Below are 13,422 nucleotides of genomic sequence, written 5' to 3' on the forward strand. Positions count from 1 at the left end.
ATCCAAGGCGTATCCGCACCAGATCGTGAAACGACAAGGTCAAATGGGAAACAGCCCCTGCGCCGGATGATCGGCGCCCGCCGCCATCCAGCCGATGACGTATAGGGCGAGAGCCGCCGCGACAAGCCCGTCGACGCGGTCCATGACGCCGCCATGGCCTGGAATGAGCACGCCCGAATCCTTGCGTCCGTGACGCCGTTTGACCCAGGATTCGAATAGGTCGCCGGCCTGGGCGACAATCGAAAGCACGAGCGCCACCACGCCAAGCAAGGCCAGATTGCCGGCACCGGCAATAGCGGCCAGAATGAGCCCCGCGACAACACCGCCAACCGCGCCGCCAAGCGCGCCGCTGCGCGTTTTGCCGGGTGATATCGACGGCGCCAATTTCGGACCGCCGACGGCGCGCCCGACGAAATAGGCAAAAATGTCGGTCGCCCAGACGACCGCGAACAGGAACAGGATGGCGACAAGACCCGAATGATCGCCATTGCGCAGCAAGGCAAGCGACAGGCCGGACACGCTGGCATAGGCAAGGCCGCTCGCCTCCCACTGCCCGGTCTCGCGAACCAGAGCGGCAATCGCTGTCACCGCAATCAGAAACAAGACGAGGGACAGCAGCCAGAATGCGGGAAGGCCGGCAATCAAGGCACCGATGAAAACGACGGTCAGCATCTCGGGCAGGAAGCCGAGCCGCTTGGCCCCAGCGGGCCGCGACATGCGCGTCCACTCGTAAAAGATCATCGCCGACATGACGGCACACAGCAGCCGGAAAGGCAGGCCACCCAGCCAGGTCAGGCCAAGGGCAACGATGGCAAGCACGACCGCTGAAATGACGCGGAGCTGAAGATTGCTCATCCCGCGGCCGGTCGCGATGCGACGTCTTGCGGGTCCAGTCCGCCGAAACGGCGTTCGCGGCCGGCAAATTCGCGCAGGGCTTCTGCCAGGTGCTCGCGGCTGAAGTCCGGCCAGTAGCACGGCAGGAAGACGAGCTCGCTATAGGCAGCCTGCCATAGGAGGAAGTTGGAAAGGCGAAGCTCGCCGCTGGTGCGGATGACCAGTTCGGGATCGGGGATGCCCTGTGTGTCGAGAGAGGCGGCAAAGCTGTCGGCGGTGATCGCCTCGCTGTCCAACTCACCCCGCCCGACGGCTTCGGCGAGCTTGCGCGCCGTGCGCACGATCTCATCGCGTCCGCCATAGTTGAAGGCGATGACCAGCGTCAGCGACGTGTTCCGGATTGTCAGCGATTCGGCCTCTTCGAGCAGGCCTCTGATGTCCGGCTGCAGCCCTGCCCTGTCGCCGATGATCCTGACCCGCACGCCGCTCTGGTGCAGTTCGGCCAGATCCCGGCGGATGAACAGTTTCAACAACCCCATTAGGTCACTGACTTCGGACTTGGGCCGCGACCAGTTCTCCGACGAGAAGGCATAGACGGTCAGGAATGAGATGCCGAGAGCCGGTGCCGCGCGCACCGTCTTGCGTAGCGCCTCGACGCCGGCGCGATGACCCGCGAGCCTCGGCATGCCGCGCGCCTTGGCCCAGCGTCCATTTCCATCCATGATGATCGCGACATGCGCGGGCGTTGTCATGATCTCGCTTTCGGGTCAGCCGAAGCCCAACCCTAAACCTGCATGATTTCAGCTTCCTTGTCGGAAAGCAGATGATCGATGGTGCTGATCGTTTCATCGGTAAGCTTCTGGACCTGATCCGAACGCTTGCGATGATCGTCCTCGCTGATCGCGCCGTCCTTCTCGGCCTTCTTCAGGAAGTCCATGCCGTCGCGGCGCACATGGCGTGCAGCGACGCGGGCGTTCTCGGCATAGCCATGCGAGATCTTGACCAGTTCCTTGCGGCGCTGTTCGTTGAGCTCCGGCAGCGGAATCCTGAGATTGGTGCCGTCGACGATCGGGTTGAAGCCCAGATTGGATTCACGGATGGCGCGGTCGACCGCGCCGACCATCGATTTGTCCCAGATGGACACCGAGATCATACGTGGTTCCGGCACGGTGACGTTGGCCACCTGATTGATCGGCATGGTGGTGCCGTAGGCCTGAACCTGGATAGCATCGAGCAGATTGCTGGAGGCGCGACCGGTCCGCAGCGAAGCCAGATCATGCTTAAACGCGGCGATCGCCCCATCCATGCGCCTCTTGAGGTCGTCGTACTCACCACTCATCTTAGTCTCCTCGACCCGTCTGCCGCGGGTTCACTGCTTCGGGGCAACGCCCCATGTGCGAGCCTGATTCTCGAAAAGCCGGTTTCCCTTTTTAGGGATCAGGCCCGGATCAATCATCCGCGACGACCGTGCAGCGGCCGCCGCCCCTCAGAATATCGCCGAAACCACCTTTTTCGTGGATCGAATAGACGATTATCGGAATGTTGTTTTCGCGCGCAAGTGCAATCGCAGCCGTATCCATGATGGAAAGGCCGCGCTTTATGACTTCAGCGTGACTGATGCGCTCGAAACGCGTCGCATTCGGGTCCTTTTTCGGATCTGCCGAATAGACACCATCGACCTGCGTGCCCTTGAACAGTGCATCGGCACCGATTTCGGCGGCGCGAAGTGCCGCGGCCGAATCAGTGGTGAAGAACGGATTGCCGGTGCCACCGGCGAAGATCACCACCTTGCCCTGATTCATGTAGGCGGTCGCCTGGCGCTGCGAAAAGCTCTCGCACAGCTCGGGCATGGCGATCGCGGACAGCACGACGGCGTCGACACCGATCTTGTTCAGCGACGTGCGCAGCGCCAGCGAGTTGATGACCGTGGCCAGCATGCCCATGTGATCGCCGGTGACGCGATCTCCGCCCTTGGAGGCGACGGCCACACCTCGAAAGATATTGCCGCCGCCGATGACGACACCGACCTCGATGCCCAGCGCGCGGGCCTCCGCGATGTCGGCGGCAATGCGATCCACGACCGAAACGTCGATGCCGAAATGCTGCTCGCCCATCAACGCTTCACCCGAGGCTTTCAGCAAGACACGTCGGTAGAGGGGCTTCACCGTCATCTGGTTCCTCGAAAATCTCGGCGCGGCAGGTTCCGGAGGCGAAAGGCCCTTGCTTCACCCGGCGGTTCTGTCATGGCGGGTTGATCGGATACACGAAGGGCGCAGCGATGTCACGCCGCGCCGTTGTGCAAAATTTCAGGCTTTCTGGATGAGTTGCTGCTGAGGCTGGCGGCCCGGCCCTCGACCACCACGGGCGGCGAATGGCAGAGAGGCTTGTCGCCGGTCACGACGCCTCCGGCGACCCTGACCTGGACTGTGAACCGAAGCAGAAAATGATCGCGCAGGACATGGTCACGGTCCGGCTGGCGCCACCCTTTCACGCCGTGATCGTCTGTCTCCCCGCCTATATCGGGCACCGAAACTGCGGGCCTTTATCGACATCGCGCAAGAAATCGGCCTGACATCCCTGCGGACGCCAGGCCGGAAAACCGCTTTCGGGATATGGCGGTAAGCGGCTTACTTCTTGACCGCCGCCGCGACTTCCGCCGCGAAATCCGTCTCTTCCTTTTCGATGCCTTCGCCGAGCGCGAAGCGCAGATAGGCCGTGATCTTGGCCGGGGCGCCGATTTCCTTCTCGGCATCCTTCAGCGCCTTCTCGACGGTGATGTCGGGATTGAGCACGAAGGCCTGCTTCAGGAGCACGACTTCCTCGTAGAACTTACGCAGGCGGCCTTCGACCATCTTCTCGATGATCGCCTCCGGCTTGCCCGACTGGCGCGCCTGGTCGGAGAAGATCGCCTTTTCACGTTCCACCGCGGCCGGATCGATCTGCTCTGCCGTCAGCGCCATCGGGTTGGTGGCAGCGACATGCATGGCGACCTGACGGCCAAAGGCGTTGGCGGCGTGCTCATTGCCGGTGGTCTCGATCGCGACCAGCACGCCGAGCTTGCCGAGGCCGTCGGCAACCGCGTTGTGCACATAGGTCGCCACCGCGCCATGCGGCACGGTGAGCTTGGCCGAGCGGCGGAAGCCCATGTTCTCACCGATGGTGCCGACCGCGTCCTTGATCGTGTCGGTGACCGACTTGTCCGAACCCGGATATTGGGCGGCCGCGACCGCCTCGGTCGTGCCGTAGGCAAGCGCCACCTTGGCGACGTTGGCGACGATTTCCTGGAAGGCGGCATTGCGGGCAACGAAGTCGGTCTCGGAATTGACCTCGACGACCGCAGCCTCGCGCACCCCATTGTCGACGCCGATCAGGCCTTCGGCAGCGGTACGGCCGGCCTTCTTGTCGGCCTTGGAGATACCCTTCTTGCGCAGCCAGTCGACGGCCTCTTCCATGTTGCCGTTGGTCTCGTTCAACGCCGCCTTGCAGTCCATCATGCCCGCGCCGGTCAAGTCGCGGAGTTCTTTGACCTGTGCAGCCGAAATGCTCATTGTCGCCTCTTTGTTTTAAATGCACCGACGCACCATCGGCATTCGATGGTGCGTCTGTTTAGCGTGCCAAAATATGAGAAAGATGAAGGCCGCAACCGGCCTTCGACTATCAAGCTTTGGGAGCTTCCGACGCCGGAGCCGGATCGAGCGCCGGTTCGACCGGGGCTTCAACCGAAGCGCCGATGTCGACGCCGAGCGCGCCCTGCTGACGGGCGATGCCGTCGATCGCAGCCTTGGCGATCAGATCGCAATAAAGCTGGATGGCGCGGGCCGCGTCGTCATTGCCGGGGATCGGGAAGTCGATCTTGTCCGGGTCGCAGTTCGAATCGATGATCGCGACGACCGGAATGCCGAGGCGCTTGGCCTCGAGAATGGCGATCGCTTCCTTGTTGGTGTCGATCACGAACATCAGGTCGGGCGTCGAGCCCATGTCCTTGATGCCGCCCAGCGCCTTGTCGAGCTTCTCGCGCTCGCGATCGAGGTTCAGGCGTTCCTTCTTGGTCAACCCTTGCGCCTCGCCGGCAAGCATCTCGTCGAGCTTGCGCAGGCGCTGGATCGAGTTCGAGATCGTCTTCCAGTTGGTCAGCATGCCGCCGAGCCAACGCGAATTGACATAGTACTGTGCCGAACGCTGCGCCGCATCGGCGACGATATCAGACGCCTGGCGCTTGGTGCCGACGAACAGCACGCGGCCGCCCTTGGCGACGGTGTCCGAAACCTGCTTAAGCGCCTGGTGCAGCAACGGCACCGTCTGCGACAGGTCGATGATGTGGATGTTGTTGCGGGCGCCATAAATGTAGGGCGCCATCTTCGGGTTCCAGCGATGGGTCTGGTGGCCGAAGTGAATGCCAGCTTCCAAAAGCTGGCGCATGCTGAAATCAGGCAGTGCCATTCTCATTTTCCTTTCCGGTTAGCCTCCACGGACACAGGCATTTTTGGACCTCAGTCCTCGAACGCCACCGGAGGTTTCAGCCGGATTTCTCCCGGGCAGACACCAAAGTCCGTGTGTGGAATGAGCGGGCATATAGAGGGGAAGCGCGACAAACGCAAGCGTTGTGGCGCCTCAGCGCTCAGCGTGCGGCAATCAGCGCTCCGGTACCGATCATGGCGCTGCCGGCGAACCTGTTCATCAGCCGCATGCGCCTGGGCGTCGTGAACCAGCCCGATGCTCGGCCCGCCAGGGCGGCATAGATCCCCATGGTAACGACATTGACGCTGATGACGACGGCCACCACGAGCAGGCCATCGAAAAAGGTCATCGTATCGAGGTTGAGGATCAGCGGCATGATCGAGGCGTGAAAGAGGATCGCCTTTGGATTGCCGAGCGCAATGGACGCGCCGAGCAGGAACGATCGCGACAACCTTGCTTCAGTCGCCTGCGGTTTATCCGGCTGCGCGGCTGCGGCACGCCACATCCGGATCCCGAGATAGATCAGATAGGCGGCGCCTGCATATTTCAGCAGAAGAAAGACCCATTCGAAGGTCTGGGCCAGCGCCACCAGCCCGAGCAGTGCGAGGGTGACCAGCACGGCATCGCCGGCGGCGACGCCGACGCCGGCCATGAAGGCGCGACGGAAACCGCGCGACACACCATTGGTGATGACCGCGAACATCGCCGGACCTGGCGTCGCGGCGGCCAGCGTAATCGCGGCGCAATAAGCCAGGAATGCCGTTGGGGTCATGACTTGGCCTTTCCGTTGGCCACACGCACGCGCCGGAAGATTGCGACGATCTGCTCGCGGCTGCATTCGACGGCGCCGAGCCGCACCGCCCGGTCGCGCTCGAAGCCGGTTATGTCATAATGCGGTGCCGATGTCTTGGGCGGGCCCTGGTAGGACGAGCGCTTGATGCCGAGCTCGGCGGCAAAGCGATGCAACTCGTCGGTATCATCAGCCAGGAGGTGGCACCAGAGATGACCGGCCCACTTCCAGATCGCCGCATCGACATAGACCGCCATCAAGCCCGCCGCGGCCAGCTCAATTGCGCTGCTACTTCGACACCGGGCAGGGCTTTGTCTGGTCGAACAGCGACAGGTTGACCAGTTTGCCGGTCATCGAGAAATCGCCATAATCCATGACGAGATCGCGGGTGATGCCGTTTTCGTGCAGCTTGAAGCTGATCCGGTATTCCGGCACCTCTTCGCCGTTCTGGGCGCTGTCGTCGAAATAGGCGATGTCGACCGGCCAGTATTTGTCGGTGGCGAGCTTCGCCAGCGCCGGCGCCTCGGGATCGGCCTTGTCGGCATCGGTCTTCTTGCCGACGACGACGGTGGTCGTCATCACCTTGTTGGCATCTTCCGAACCGTCGAACAGGTTTGTCTGGTAGAAGTTTTCGCCCTTCTCGGCCTTGCCGATCAGTTCGACCAGATGCTGGGTCGGAAACTGGGTGGTGGCTAGCTCCAGGCTGTTCTTCTCGGGCTTGTCGATATCGACTTTCAACCCCTTGGCATTTTTCGTGGCCATACCCTTGACCTCTTTGTCGAGATTCTGGTCGACAAAGGATTTGGTCACGAACGAAAAGGTCTTGCCTTCGGCGTCCTCGAACGTCGTCGTCTGCTGGTCGGTCAGTCTGGTGTTGTCGTTGGTGACGATCTGGGTGACGAAACGGAATTTCACCGTATAGCCTTCGCAAGCCGAACCGTTGAATTCATAGACCATGCGCCCGGATATGCCTGTAATGCCGGAGCGGTCGGAGGCCTTGTTGAGGGTAAGGTCGTACACGGCGCGGTGCGCCTGCAACGCCGGCACGGCAAAGGCGGGGCCCATCGAGAAGACCGCCGACAAAAAAACGGCGTTGAATGCGAGGCGCGTTGCGCGCATGAGGTACTCCGATCGTCGCGGCTGGTGGCAGGCCGCAGGGAAAGATGGTCCAGCTTAAAAAAAGTCGTGGCGGAAGCGAGGCAAAAATAGCAATTTCGGCCCGGCCAGCGCGGCGCCTTCCAGCAATAGGGAAAAGCAATGAGTGAAACAATCGAAAAGCGGCTAAGCGATCTCGGCGTGACGCTTCCTGTCGCGGCCGCGCCCGCGGCCAACTACGTGCCCTATTGCAGGACCGGCCACCTGCTGTTCACCGCCGGACAGTTGCCGCTCAAGGACGGCAAGCTGCAGGCGACCGGGCTGCTCGGCCGCGACGTCGACACCGCTACCGGCAAGGACGCGGCAAAATACTGCGCGATCAACATTCTGGCCCAGGCCAAGGCCGCCCTCGGTGATCTTGAGAAGATCCGCAGGCTGGTGAAGATCACCGTCTTCGTCGCCTCCGCCGCCGACTTTGTCGAGCAGCATCTGGTTGCCAACGGCGCCTCCGATTTCCTGGTCGCCGCCCTTGGCGAGCGCGGCAAGCATGCCCGCTCTGCGGTCGGCACCGCCTCGCTGCCGCTTAACGCCGCGGTGGAAATCGAAGCAATCTTCGAAGTCGAGTGAGCGAAGGCCTGACATGACCGACCTCTCCTGGCTGATCGCCCGGCCCGTTGCCCATCGCGGCTTTCACGACATGAACAAGACGCGCTGGGAAAACACGCTTTCCGCCTTCGCAGCCGCGGCCGAACGTGGCTATGCCATCGAATGCGACGTGCATCTGTCGTCGGACGGCGTTCCCATCATCATCCATGATGACGACCTGAAAAGGCTGACCGGACAGGATGGCTTCGTCTGGCAACGCAGCGCGGCTGAACTTGGCGCGCTCAAGGTTGGGGGCACGGCCGATCACGTGCCGACGCTGCAGGAAGCGCTCGACCTCGTCGATGGTCGCGTGCCCATTGTCGTCGAACTGAAAGGGATTCCCGGTCGGGACGAAGGCCTGGTGGCGCGAGTCGGCAAGATGCTCAAGCGCTACACGGGCAAGACGGCGATCATGTCGTTCGATCATTGGCTGATCCGCGATTTCCCAAAGCACGCGCCTGGCATTCCCGCTGGATTGACGGCCTACGGCAGGGACCTCAAGCTGATCGAAGCGCATTTCGCCATGCTGGCGCATGAGCTCTCCTTCACGTCGTATGCCGCCGGCGACCTGCCGAACCCGTTTGTCAGTTTCGTGCGTGAAAAACTCAAAATGCCAGTTATCACCTGGACGGTGCATGATCAGCCCGCGGTCGACCTGACCTTCAAATATGCGGATCAGATGACATTCGAAGGGTTCGAACCCGACCTCGTCGAGATCGCCTGAACGAGGTGACTCAAACGTGACTTGTAGCGGCCCGGATGGAGCTTAAATAAGCCGCATGGATCAGGGCGATGACGGCGACGGGCAAACAGCGAACGCGGAGTTTTCAATCCGCATCGCCGCTGGTATCGGTGCCTTCACTTGCGATGAATGGGATGGCTTTGTCGGCACGTCGCGCAATAATGCAGAAAGCGGCTACAATCCCCTCGTTTCATTTGCTTTTTTGAGCGCGCTTGAGGATTCCGGTTGCGCTGTCAGGCGCACCGGCTGGCAAGGACATCACCTGCGGCTCGAAAATGCACAAGGCAGGCTGCTGGGCGCAGTCCCCTGCTATTTGAAATCGCACAGCCAGGGCGAATATGTGTTCGACCACGGCTGGTCGGATGCCTTCGAGCGGGCCGGCGGCCGCTATTACCCGAAATTGCAGTGCGCCGTGCCATTCACGCCCGTCACCGGCCCTCGCCTGCTGGTCAGCAAGGGCGAGGATCAGGATGCGGTGAAGGCTGGTCTTGCGGCCGGTCTCAAAATGGTGACCGACAAGCTCGGCGTGTCCTCGGCGCATGTCACCTTCGCGCAGGAGAACGACGTCGCGACGCTCGAGGCCGCGGGCTTCCTGCATCGCACCGACCAGCAGTTCCACTTCTTCAACGAAGGCTTTTCGACATATGACGACTTCCTCGCCACGCTGGCTTCGCGCAAGCGCAAGGCAATGAAGAAGGAACGGCGCGAGGCGCTTGCCGACGGTATCTCAATCGACTGGCTGACCGGCAAGGATCTGACCGAAGAGGCCTGGGACGACTTCTTTACCTTCTACATGGACACCGGCAGCCGCAAATGGGGCCGCCCCTATCTGAACCGCCAGTTCTTTTCGCTGATCGGCGAACGCATGGCGGACGACATCCTGCTGGTGATGGCCAGGCGCAACGGGCGCTACATTGCCGGAGCCATCAATTTCATCGGCTCCGACGCGCTCTACGGCCGCAACTGGGGCTGCATCGAGGATCACCCTTTCCTGCATTTCGAGGTCTGTTACCACCAGGCCATCGACTTCGCCATCGAACGCAAGCTGAAGGTGGTCGAGGCGGGCGCGCAAGGGGAGCACAAGCTGGCACGCGGCTACCGGCCGGTGACCATGCATTCGGCCCATTACATTTCGCACCCTGGCTTACGCAACGCGGTCGCCGACTACCTCAGGCGCGAAAGGCGCGAGGTGGAGCGGATGGGCGAATATCTGGAAGAGCATACCCCATTCCGCAAGGATCTCGAGGAATAGCAGGCTTTTTGGCATGCCATGCCCCGGCCATGGGTGCGTAAGCCCCTGAGGACACATGCAGGGTTTGGCGTCTGCGCCGCATTTTATTTCGATAGATCATCGCATCGCAAAAGGCGCTTCCATCGCGCACTTGTCGAATCTGGATGGTCGATCTCGCCTGATCGCCCGTCATCGTCTTGCCGCTCCCGAAGAGCTTCGCTACACGGGACGGCGAGGCACAATCTGGAGCATTCGCCATGGCTGAAACCGCCTATGACACCGACAACATCTTCGCAAAGATCCTGCGTGGAGAAATTCCCTCGCATCGCGTTTACGAAGACGATGCGGTCATGGTCTTCATGGATGTGATGCCGCAAGGACCGGGGCATACGCTGGTGGTGCCAAAGGCACCGTCGCGCAACATCCTCGACGCCGACCCGGCGACCTTCGGCCCATTGTTTGCCGTCGTGCAGAAAGTGGCGGTGGCCGTGAAAAAGGCCTTCAACGCCGACGGCGTCACCCTCATGCAGTTCAACGAGCCGGCCTCCGGACAAACCGTCTACCACCTGCATGTCCATGTGGTTCCGCGCTTCGAGGGCGTGCCGCTCAAACCGCATTCCGGACAGATGGAGAAGCCGGAAGTGCTGGCCGAGAATGCCGGCAAGATCCGTGCCGCACTCGCAAGCTGAGGCGTCTGTTCGCCGCACTCGCATGATGACTATGGCGCAATAAAAAAGCCCCGTCTCCGGGGCTTTTTTATTACTGGAGCAAGAGCTGTCAGCCCTTGCGGGGCAGCTGCGGTACAAGGCTGCGCTTGCCGCCATCCTTGCCCTTGGGCTCCGGCTTCTGCGCCACTACCTTCCTTGCAGAAGGCTTCTTGGCCACCGCCTTGCGCGGCTTCGGCGCGTCTTCCGGCTCTTCCTTCTTCGGCTTCACCGGCGCTTCGTCGGCCAGCGATTCGAGCTTCAGGCCGGTCTCGCCGGTTTCCTTCTTCTCGACGGTGACACGCACCGTGCCGCCCTTCTTCAGCTTGCCGAACAGCACCTCGTCGGCCAACGGCTTCTTGATGTGCTCCTGGATCACGCGGCCGAGCGGCCGTGCCCCCATGCGCTCGTCATAGCCCTTGTCGGCGAGCCAGGCGATCGCATCCGGCGACAGGTCGAAGGTGACGCCACGCTCGGAGAGCTGGGCTTCGAGCTGCATGACGAACTTCTGCACCACCTGATGGATGACCGGCACCGGCAGCGAGCCGAACGGGATGATCGCATCGAGGCGGTTGCGGAACTCCGGCGTGAACAACCGGTTGATCGCCTCGACATCGTCGCCTTCGCGCTTGGTCGAACCAAAACCGATCGCCGCGCGCTGCGCATCCGACGCACCCGCATTGGTGGTCATGATCAGGATCACGTTGCGGAAGTCGATCTGCTTGCCGTTGTGGTCCGTCAGCTTGCCGTGGTCCATGACCTGCAACAGGATGTTGAACAGGTCCGGATGTGCCTTTTCCACTTCGTCCAGCAGCAGCACGCAATGCGGATGCTGGTCGACACCATCGGTCAACAGACCGCCCTGGTCGAAGCCGACATAGCCGGGAGGCGCGCCGATCAGCCGGGAAACGGTGTGGCGTTCCATATATTCCGACATGTCAAAGCGGATCAGCTCCACGCCAAGCGAAGCAGCCAACTGCTTGGCGACCTCGGTCTTGCCGACGCCGGTCGGGCCCGAGAACAGGTAGGAGCCGATCGGCTTTTCCGGTTCCCGCAGGCCGGCCCGCGCCAGCTTGATCGCCGAGGTGAGCGCGGTGATGGCGGTATCCTGGCCGTAGACGACGCGCTTCAGCTCGATATCGAGGCCCTGAAGCACCTTCTCGTCGTCGGCCGAAACCGTTTTCGGCGGGATGCGCGCCATGGTCGCGATGGTGGCTTCGATCTCCTTGATGCCGATGGTCTTCTTGCGCTTGGCTTCCGGCACCAGCATCTGCGAGGCGCCGGTCTCGTCGATCACGTCGATCGCCTTGTCCGGCAGCTTGCGGTCGTTGATGTAGCGCGCCGACAGTTCCACCGAGGCCTTGATGGCTTCGCTGGTGTAGCGGACCTTGTGGAATTCCTCGAAATAGGGCTTGAGGCCCTTCATGATCTCGATGGCGTCCTCGACCGTCGGTTCGTTGACGTCGATCTTCTGGAAGCGCCGCACCAAAGCGCGGTCCTTCTCGAAGAACTGGCGGAACTCCTTGTAGGTGGTCGAACCGATGCAGCGGATCGCACCCGACGACAGGGCCGGCTTCAACAGGTTCGAAGCGTCCATGGCGCCGCCCGACGTCGCGCCCGCACCGATCACGGTGTGGATTTCGTCGATGAACAGCACCGCGCCGGGATAATCCTCGAGTTCCTTGACGACCTGCTTCAGCCGTTCCTCGAAATCGCCGCGATAGCGCGTGCCGGCCAGCAGCGTGCCCATATCGAGCGCGAAGATGGTGGCGTTGTGCAGCACTTCGGGGACGTCGCCCTCGACGATGCGCTTGGCCAGCCCCTCGGCGATCGCCGTCTTGCCGACGCCGGGATCGCCGACGTAGAGCGGGTTGTTCTTCGAGCGGCGGCACAGCACCTGGATGGTGCGGTTGATCTCCGACTCGCGCCCGATCAGCGGATCGATCTTGCCGGCCTTGGCCTTGTTGTTGAGATTGACGCAATAAGCCGTCAGCGCATCCTGCTGCTGTTTCTTCTTGCCGCCTTCCTCCTGCGGCTCGGCGCCATTCTGGCCGCCCTGCTCGTCATCGGCGCCACGCGGCGAGCGCGTCTCCGATGCGCCCGGACGCTTGGCGATACCGTGCGAGATATAGTTGACCGCGTCATAGCGGGTCATCTGCTGTTCCTGCAAGAAATAGGCGGCATGGCTCTCGCGCTCGGCGAAGATGGCGACGAGCACGTTGGCGCCCGATACCTCCTCGCGGCCCGACGACTGCACATGGATCACAGCGCGCTGGATGACGCGCTGGAAGCCGGCCGTCGGCTTGGAATCCTCGTCGTAACCGGTGACGAGGTTGTCGAGCTCGGTGTCGATATAGGTGAGAACAGTGTGCTTCAGCTCGTCGAGATCGACGTTGCAGGCGCGCATGACGGCGGCGGCCTCCGTGTCGTCGATCAACGCGAGCAGCAGATGTTCAAGGGTTGCATATTCATGGTGCCGCTCATTGGCGAGCGTCAGCGCCTGGTGAAGCGCCTTTTCCAGGCCTTGGGAGAAAGCCGGCATGTTACCTCACTTCTTCTCCATCACGCATTGCAGCGGATGCTGATTCTGTCGGGCGAAATCCATGACCTGAGACACTTTGGTCTCGGCCACCTCGAATGTATAGACCCCGCACTCGCCCACTCCATGATTGTGAACATGAAGCATGATGCGTGTGGCGGCTTCGCGGTCCTTCTGGAAAAAACGCTCCAGCACGTGAACCACGAACTCCATCGGAGTGTAGTCATCGTTGAGGATGAGGACCCGGTAGAGGCTGGGCTTCTTGGTCTTGGTTTTGGTGCGCGTGATGACCGCCGTCCCGCGGCCGGCCTCATTGCCGTCACCGCCGCCGTTTTGCATCCGCGCCACTTGTTTCGTGGCAGTCAAACCGATCGTCACGTAATC

Annotated in this window: 15 protein-coding genes; 4 read left to right on the forward strand and 11 right to left on the reverse strand. The window is 61.9% G+C overall.

The features are described 5' to 3' along the window. Positions 1-39: 39 nt before the first annotated feature. From FJ934_RS02025 to FJ934_RS02070, 9 genes are all read right to left on the reverse strand, one after another. Positions 40-855 carry a phosphatidate cytidylyltransferase gene (locus FJ934_RS02025; protein ID WP_140606985.1) on the reverse strand — a complete coding sequence of 272 codons (816 nt, stop codon included), beginning with the start codon at positions 853-855 and terminating at the stop codon, positions 40-42. Then, positions 852-1,586, reverse strand: a complete 735-nt coding sequence (locus FJ934_RS02030; RefSeq protein WP_140606986.1) for an isoprenyl transferase — start codon at positions 1,584-1,586, stop codon at positions 852-854. The genes FJ934_RS02025 and FJ934_RS02030 overlap by 4 nt, the downstream gene beginning before the upstream one ends. Before the next feature lie 32 nt (positions 1,587-1,618). Further along, complete coding sequence (frr, locus tag FJ934_RS02035; RefSeq protein WP_140606987.1) at positions 1,619-2,173, reverse strand: ribosome recycling factor; 555 nt, start codon at positions 2,171-2,173, stop codon at positions 1,619-1,621. A 109-nt stretch (positions 2,174-2,282) separates the two neighbouring features. After that, positions 2,283-3,005, reverse strand: a complete 723-nt coding sequence (pyrH, locus tag FJ934_RS02040) for a UMP kinase (protein WP_140606988.1) — start codon at positions 3,003-3,005, stop codon at positions 2,283-2,285. A gap of 456 nt (positions 3,006-3,461) precedes the next feature. Beyond that, positions 3,462-4,382, reverse strand: a complete 921-nt coding sequence (tsf, locus tag FJ934_RS02050; protein ID WP_140606990.1) for a translation elongation factor Ts — start codon at positions 4,380-4,382, stop codon at positions 3,462-3,464. Between the two features lie 109 nt (positions 4,383-4,491). Continuing rightward, positions 4,492-5,274, reverse strand: a complete 783-nt coding sequence (gene rpsB / locus FJ934_RS02055) for a 30S ribosomal protein S2 (RefSeq protein WP_140606991.1) — start codon at positions 5,272-5,274, stop codon at positions 4,492-4,494. A gap of 178 nt (positions 5,275-5,452) precedes the next feature. Beyond that, positions 5,453-6,064 (reverse strand): LysE family translocator, encoded by a 612-nt coding sequence (locus tag FJ934_RS02060; RefSeq protein ID WP_140606992.1) that lies wholly within the window; start codon positions 6,062-6,064, stop codon positions 5,453-5,455. After that, positions 6,061-6,339 (reverse strand): DUF4031 domain-containing protein, encoded by a 279-nt coding sequence (locus FJ934_RS02065; RefSeq protein ID WP_140606993.1) that lies wholly within the window; start codon positions 6,337-6,339, stop codon positions 6,061-6,063. The genes FJ934_RS02060 and FJ934_RS02065 overlap by 4 nt, the downstream gene beginning before the upstream one ends. Positions 6,340-6,370: 31 nt before the next feature. After that, on the reverse strand, positions 6,371-7,201 hold the full coding sequence (locus FJ934_RS02070; RefSeq protein WP_140606994.1) for a cell envelope integrity EipB family protein: 831 nt from the start codon (positions 7,199-7,201) through the stop codon (positions 6,371-6,373). 138 nt (positions 7,202-7,339) lie between these two features. On the opposite strand from FJ934_RS02070, the gene FJ934_RS02075 reads away from it, so the two are divergent. The 4 genes from FJ934_RS02075 to FJ934_RS02090 all read left to right on the forward strand — a co-directional run bounded on the left by FJ934_RS02075 (position 7,340) and on the right by FJ934_RS02090 (position 10,484). Then, on the forward strand, positions 7,340-7,804 hold the full coding sequence (locus FJ934_RS02075) for a RidA family protein (RefSeq protein WP_140606995.1): 465 nt from the start codon (positions 7,340-7,342) through the stop codon (positions 7,802-7,804). A gap of 13 nt (positions 7,805-7,817) precedes the next feature. After that, entirely contained in the window at positions 7,818-8,546 is a 729-nt protein-coding gene (locus tag FJ934_RS02080) for a glycerophosphodiester phosphodiesterase (RefSeq protein WP_140606996.1), read from the forward strand. Positions 8,547-8,601: 55 nt separating this feature from the next. After that, on the forward strand, positions 8,602-9,816 hold the full coding sequence (locus FJ934_RS02085; RefSeq protein ID WP_140606997.1) for a GNAT family N-acetyltransferase: 1,215 nt from the start codon (positions 8,602-8,604) through the stop codon (positions 9,814-9,816). A gap of 236 nt (positions 9,817-10,052) precedes the next feature. Then, complete coding sequence (locus FJ934_RS02090) at positions 10,053-10,484, forward strand: HIT family protein (RefSeq protein WP_140606998.1); 432 nt, start codon at positions 10,053-10,055, stop codon at positions 10,482-10,484. A gap of 88 nt (positions 10,485-10,572) precedes the next feature. Here the strand turns inward: FJ934_RS02090 and clpA are convergent, their stop codons facing one another. Together clpA and clpS are read right to left on the reverse strand one after the other, a co-directional pair. Beyond that, positions 10,573-13,041: an ATP-dependent Clp protease ATP-binding subunit ClpA gene (clpA, locus tag FJ934_RS02095; protein ID WP_140606999.1), complete on the reverse strand. Its 2,469-nt coding sequence runs from the start codon at positions 13,039-13,041 to the stop codon at positions 10,573-10,575. 6 nt (positions 13,042-13,047) lie between these two features. Beyond that, entirely contained in the window at positions 13,048-13,377 is a 330-nt protein-coding gene (gene clpS / locus FJ934_RS02100; RefSeq protein WP_010909565.1) for an ATP-dependent Clp protease adapter ClpS, read from the reverse strand. Between the last annotated feature and the right edge of the window lie 45 nt (positions 13,378-13,422).

Source organism: Mesorhizobium sp. B2-4-12 (assembly GCF_006441575.1).
Taxonomy (GTDB): Bacteria; Pseudomonadota; Alphaproteobacteria; order Rhizobiales; family Rhizobiaceae; genus Mesorhizobium.

Coding starts and splice junctions, on each gene's coding strand:
- FJ934_RS02025 (WP_140606985.1), bottom strand. CDS start 855: ATGAGCAATCTTCAGCTCCGCGTCATTTCAGCGGTCGTGCTTGCCATC.
- FJ934_RS02030 (WP_140606986.1), bottom strand. CDS start 1,586: ATGACAACGCCCGCGCATGTCGCGATCATCATGGATGGAAATGGACGC.
- frr (WP_140606987.1), bottom strand. CDS start 2,173: ATGAGTGGTGAGTACGACGACCTCAAGAGGCGCATGGATGGGGCGATC.
- pyrH (WP_140606988.1), bottom strand. CDS start 3,005: ATGACGGTGAAGCCCCTCTACCGACGTGTCTTGCTGAAAGCCTCGGGT.
- tsf (WP_140606990.1), bottom strand. CDS start 4,382: ATGAGCATTTCGGCTGCACAGGTCAAAGAACTCCGCGACTTGACCGGC.
- rpsB (WP_140606991.1), bottom strand. CDS start 5,274: ATGGCACTGCCTGATTTCAGCATGCGCCAGCTTTTGGAAGCTGGCATT.
- FJ934_RS02060 (WP_140606992.1), bottom strand. CDS start 6,064: ATGACCCCAACGGCATTCCTGGCTTATTGCGCCGCGATTACGCTGGCC.
- FJ934_RS02065 (WP_140606993.1), bottom strand. CDS start 6,339: ATGGCGGTCTATGTCGATGCGGCGATCTGGAAGTGGGCCGGTCATCTC.
- FJ934_RS02070 (WP_140606994.1), bottom strand. CDS start 7,201: ATGCGCGCAACGCGCCTCGCATTCAACGCCGTTTTTTTGTCGGCGGTC.
- FJ934_RS02075 (WP_140606995.1), top strand. CDS start 7,340: ATGAGTGAAACAATCGAAAAGCGGCTAAGCGATCTCGGCGTGACGCTT.
- FJ934_RS02080 (WP_140606996.1), top strand. CDS start 7,818: ATGACCGACCTCTCCTGGCTGATCGCCCGGCCCGTTGCCCATCGCGGC.
- FJ934_RS02085 (WP_140606997.1), top strand. CDS start 8,602: ATGGATCAGGGCGATGACGGCGACGGGCAAACAGCGAACGCGGAGTTT.
- FJ934_RS02090 (WP_140606998.1), top strand. CDS start 10,053: ATGGCTGAAACCGCCTATGACACCGACAACATCTTCGCAAAGATCCTG.
- clpA (WP_140606999.1), bottom strand. CDS start 13,041: ATGCCGGCTTTCTCCCAAGGCCTGGAAAAGGCGCTTCACCAGGCGCTG.
- clpS (WP_010909565.1), bottom strand. CDS start 13,377: ATGCAAAACGGCGGCGGTGACGGCAATGAGGCCGGCCGCGGGACGGCG.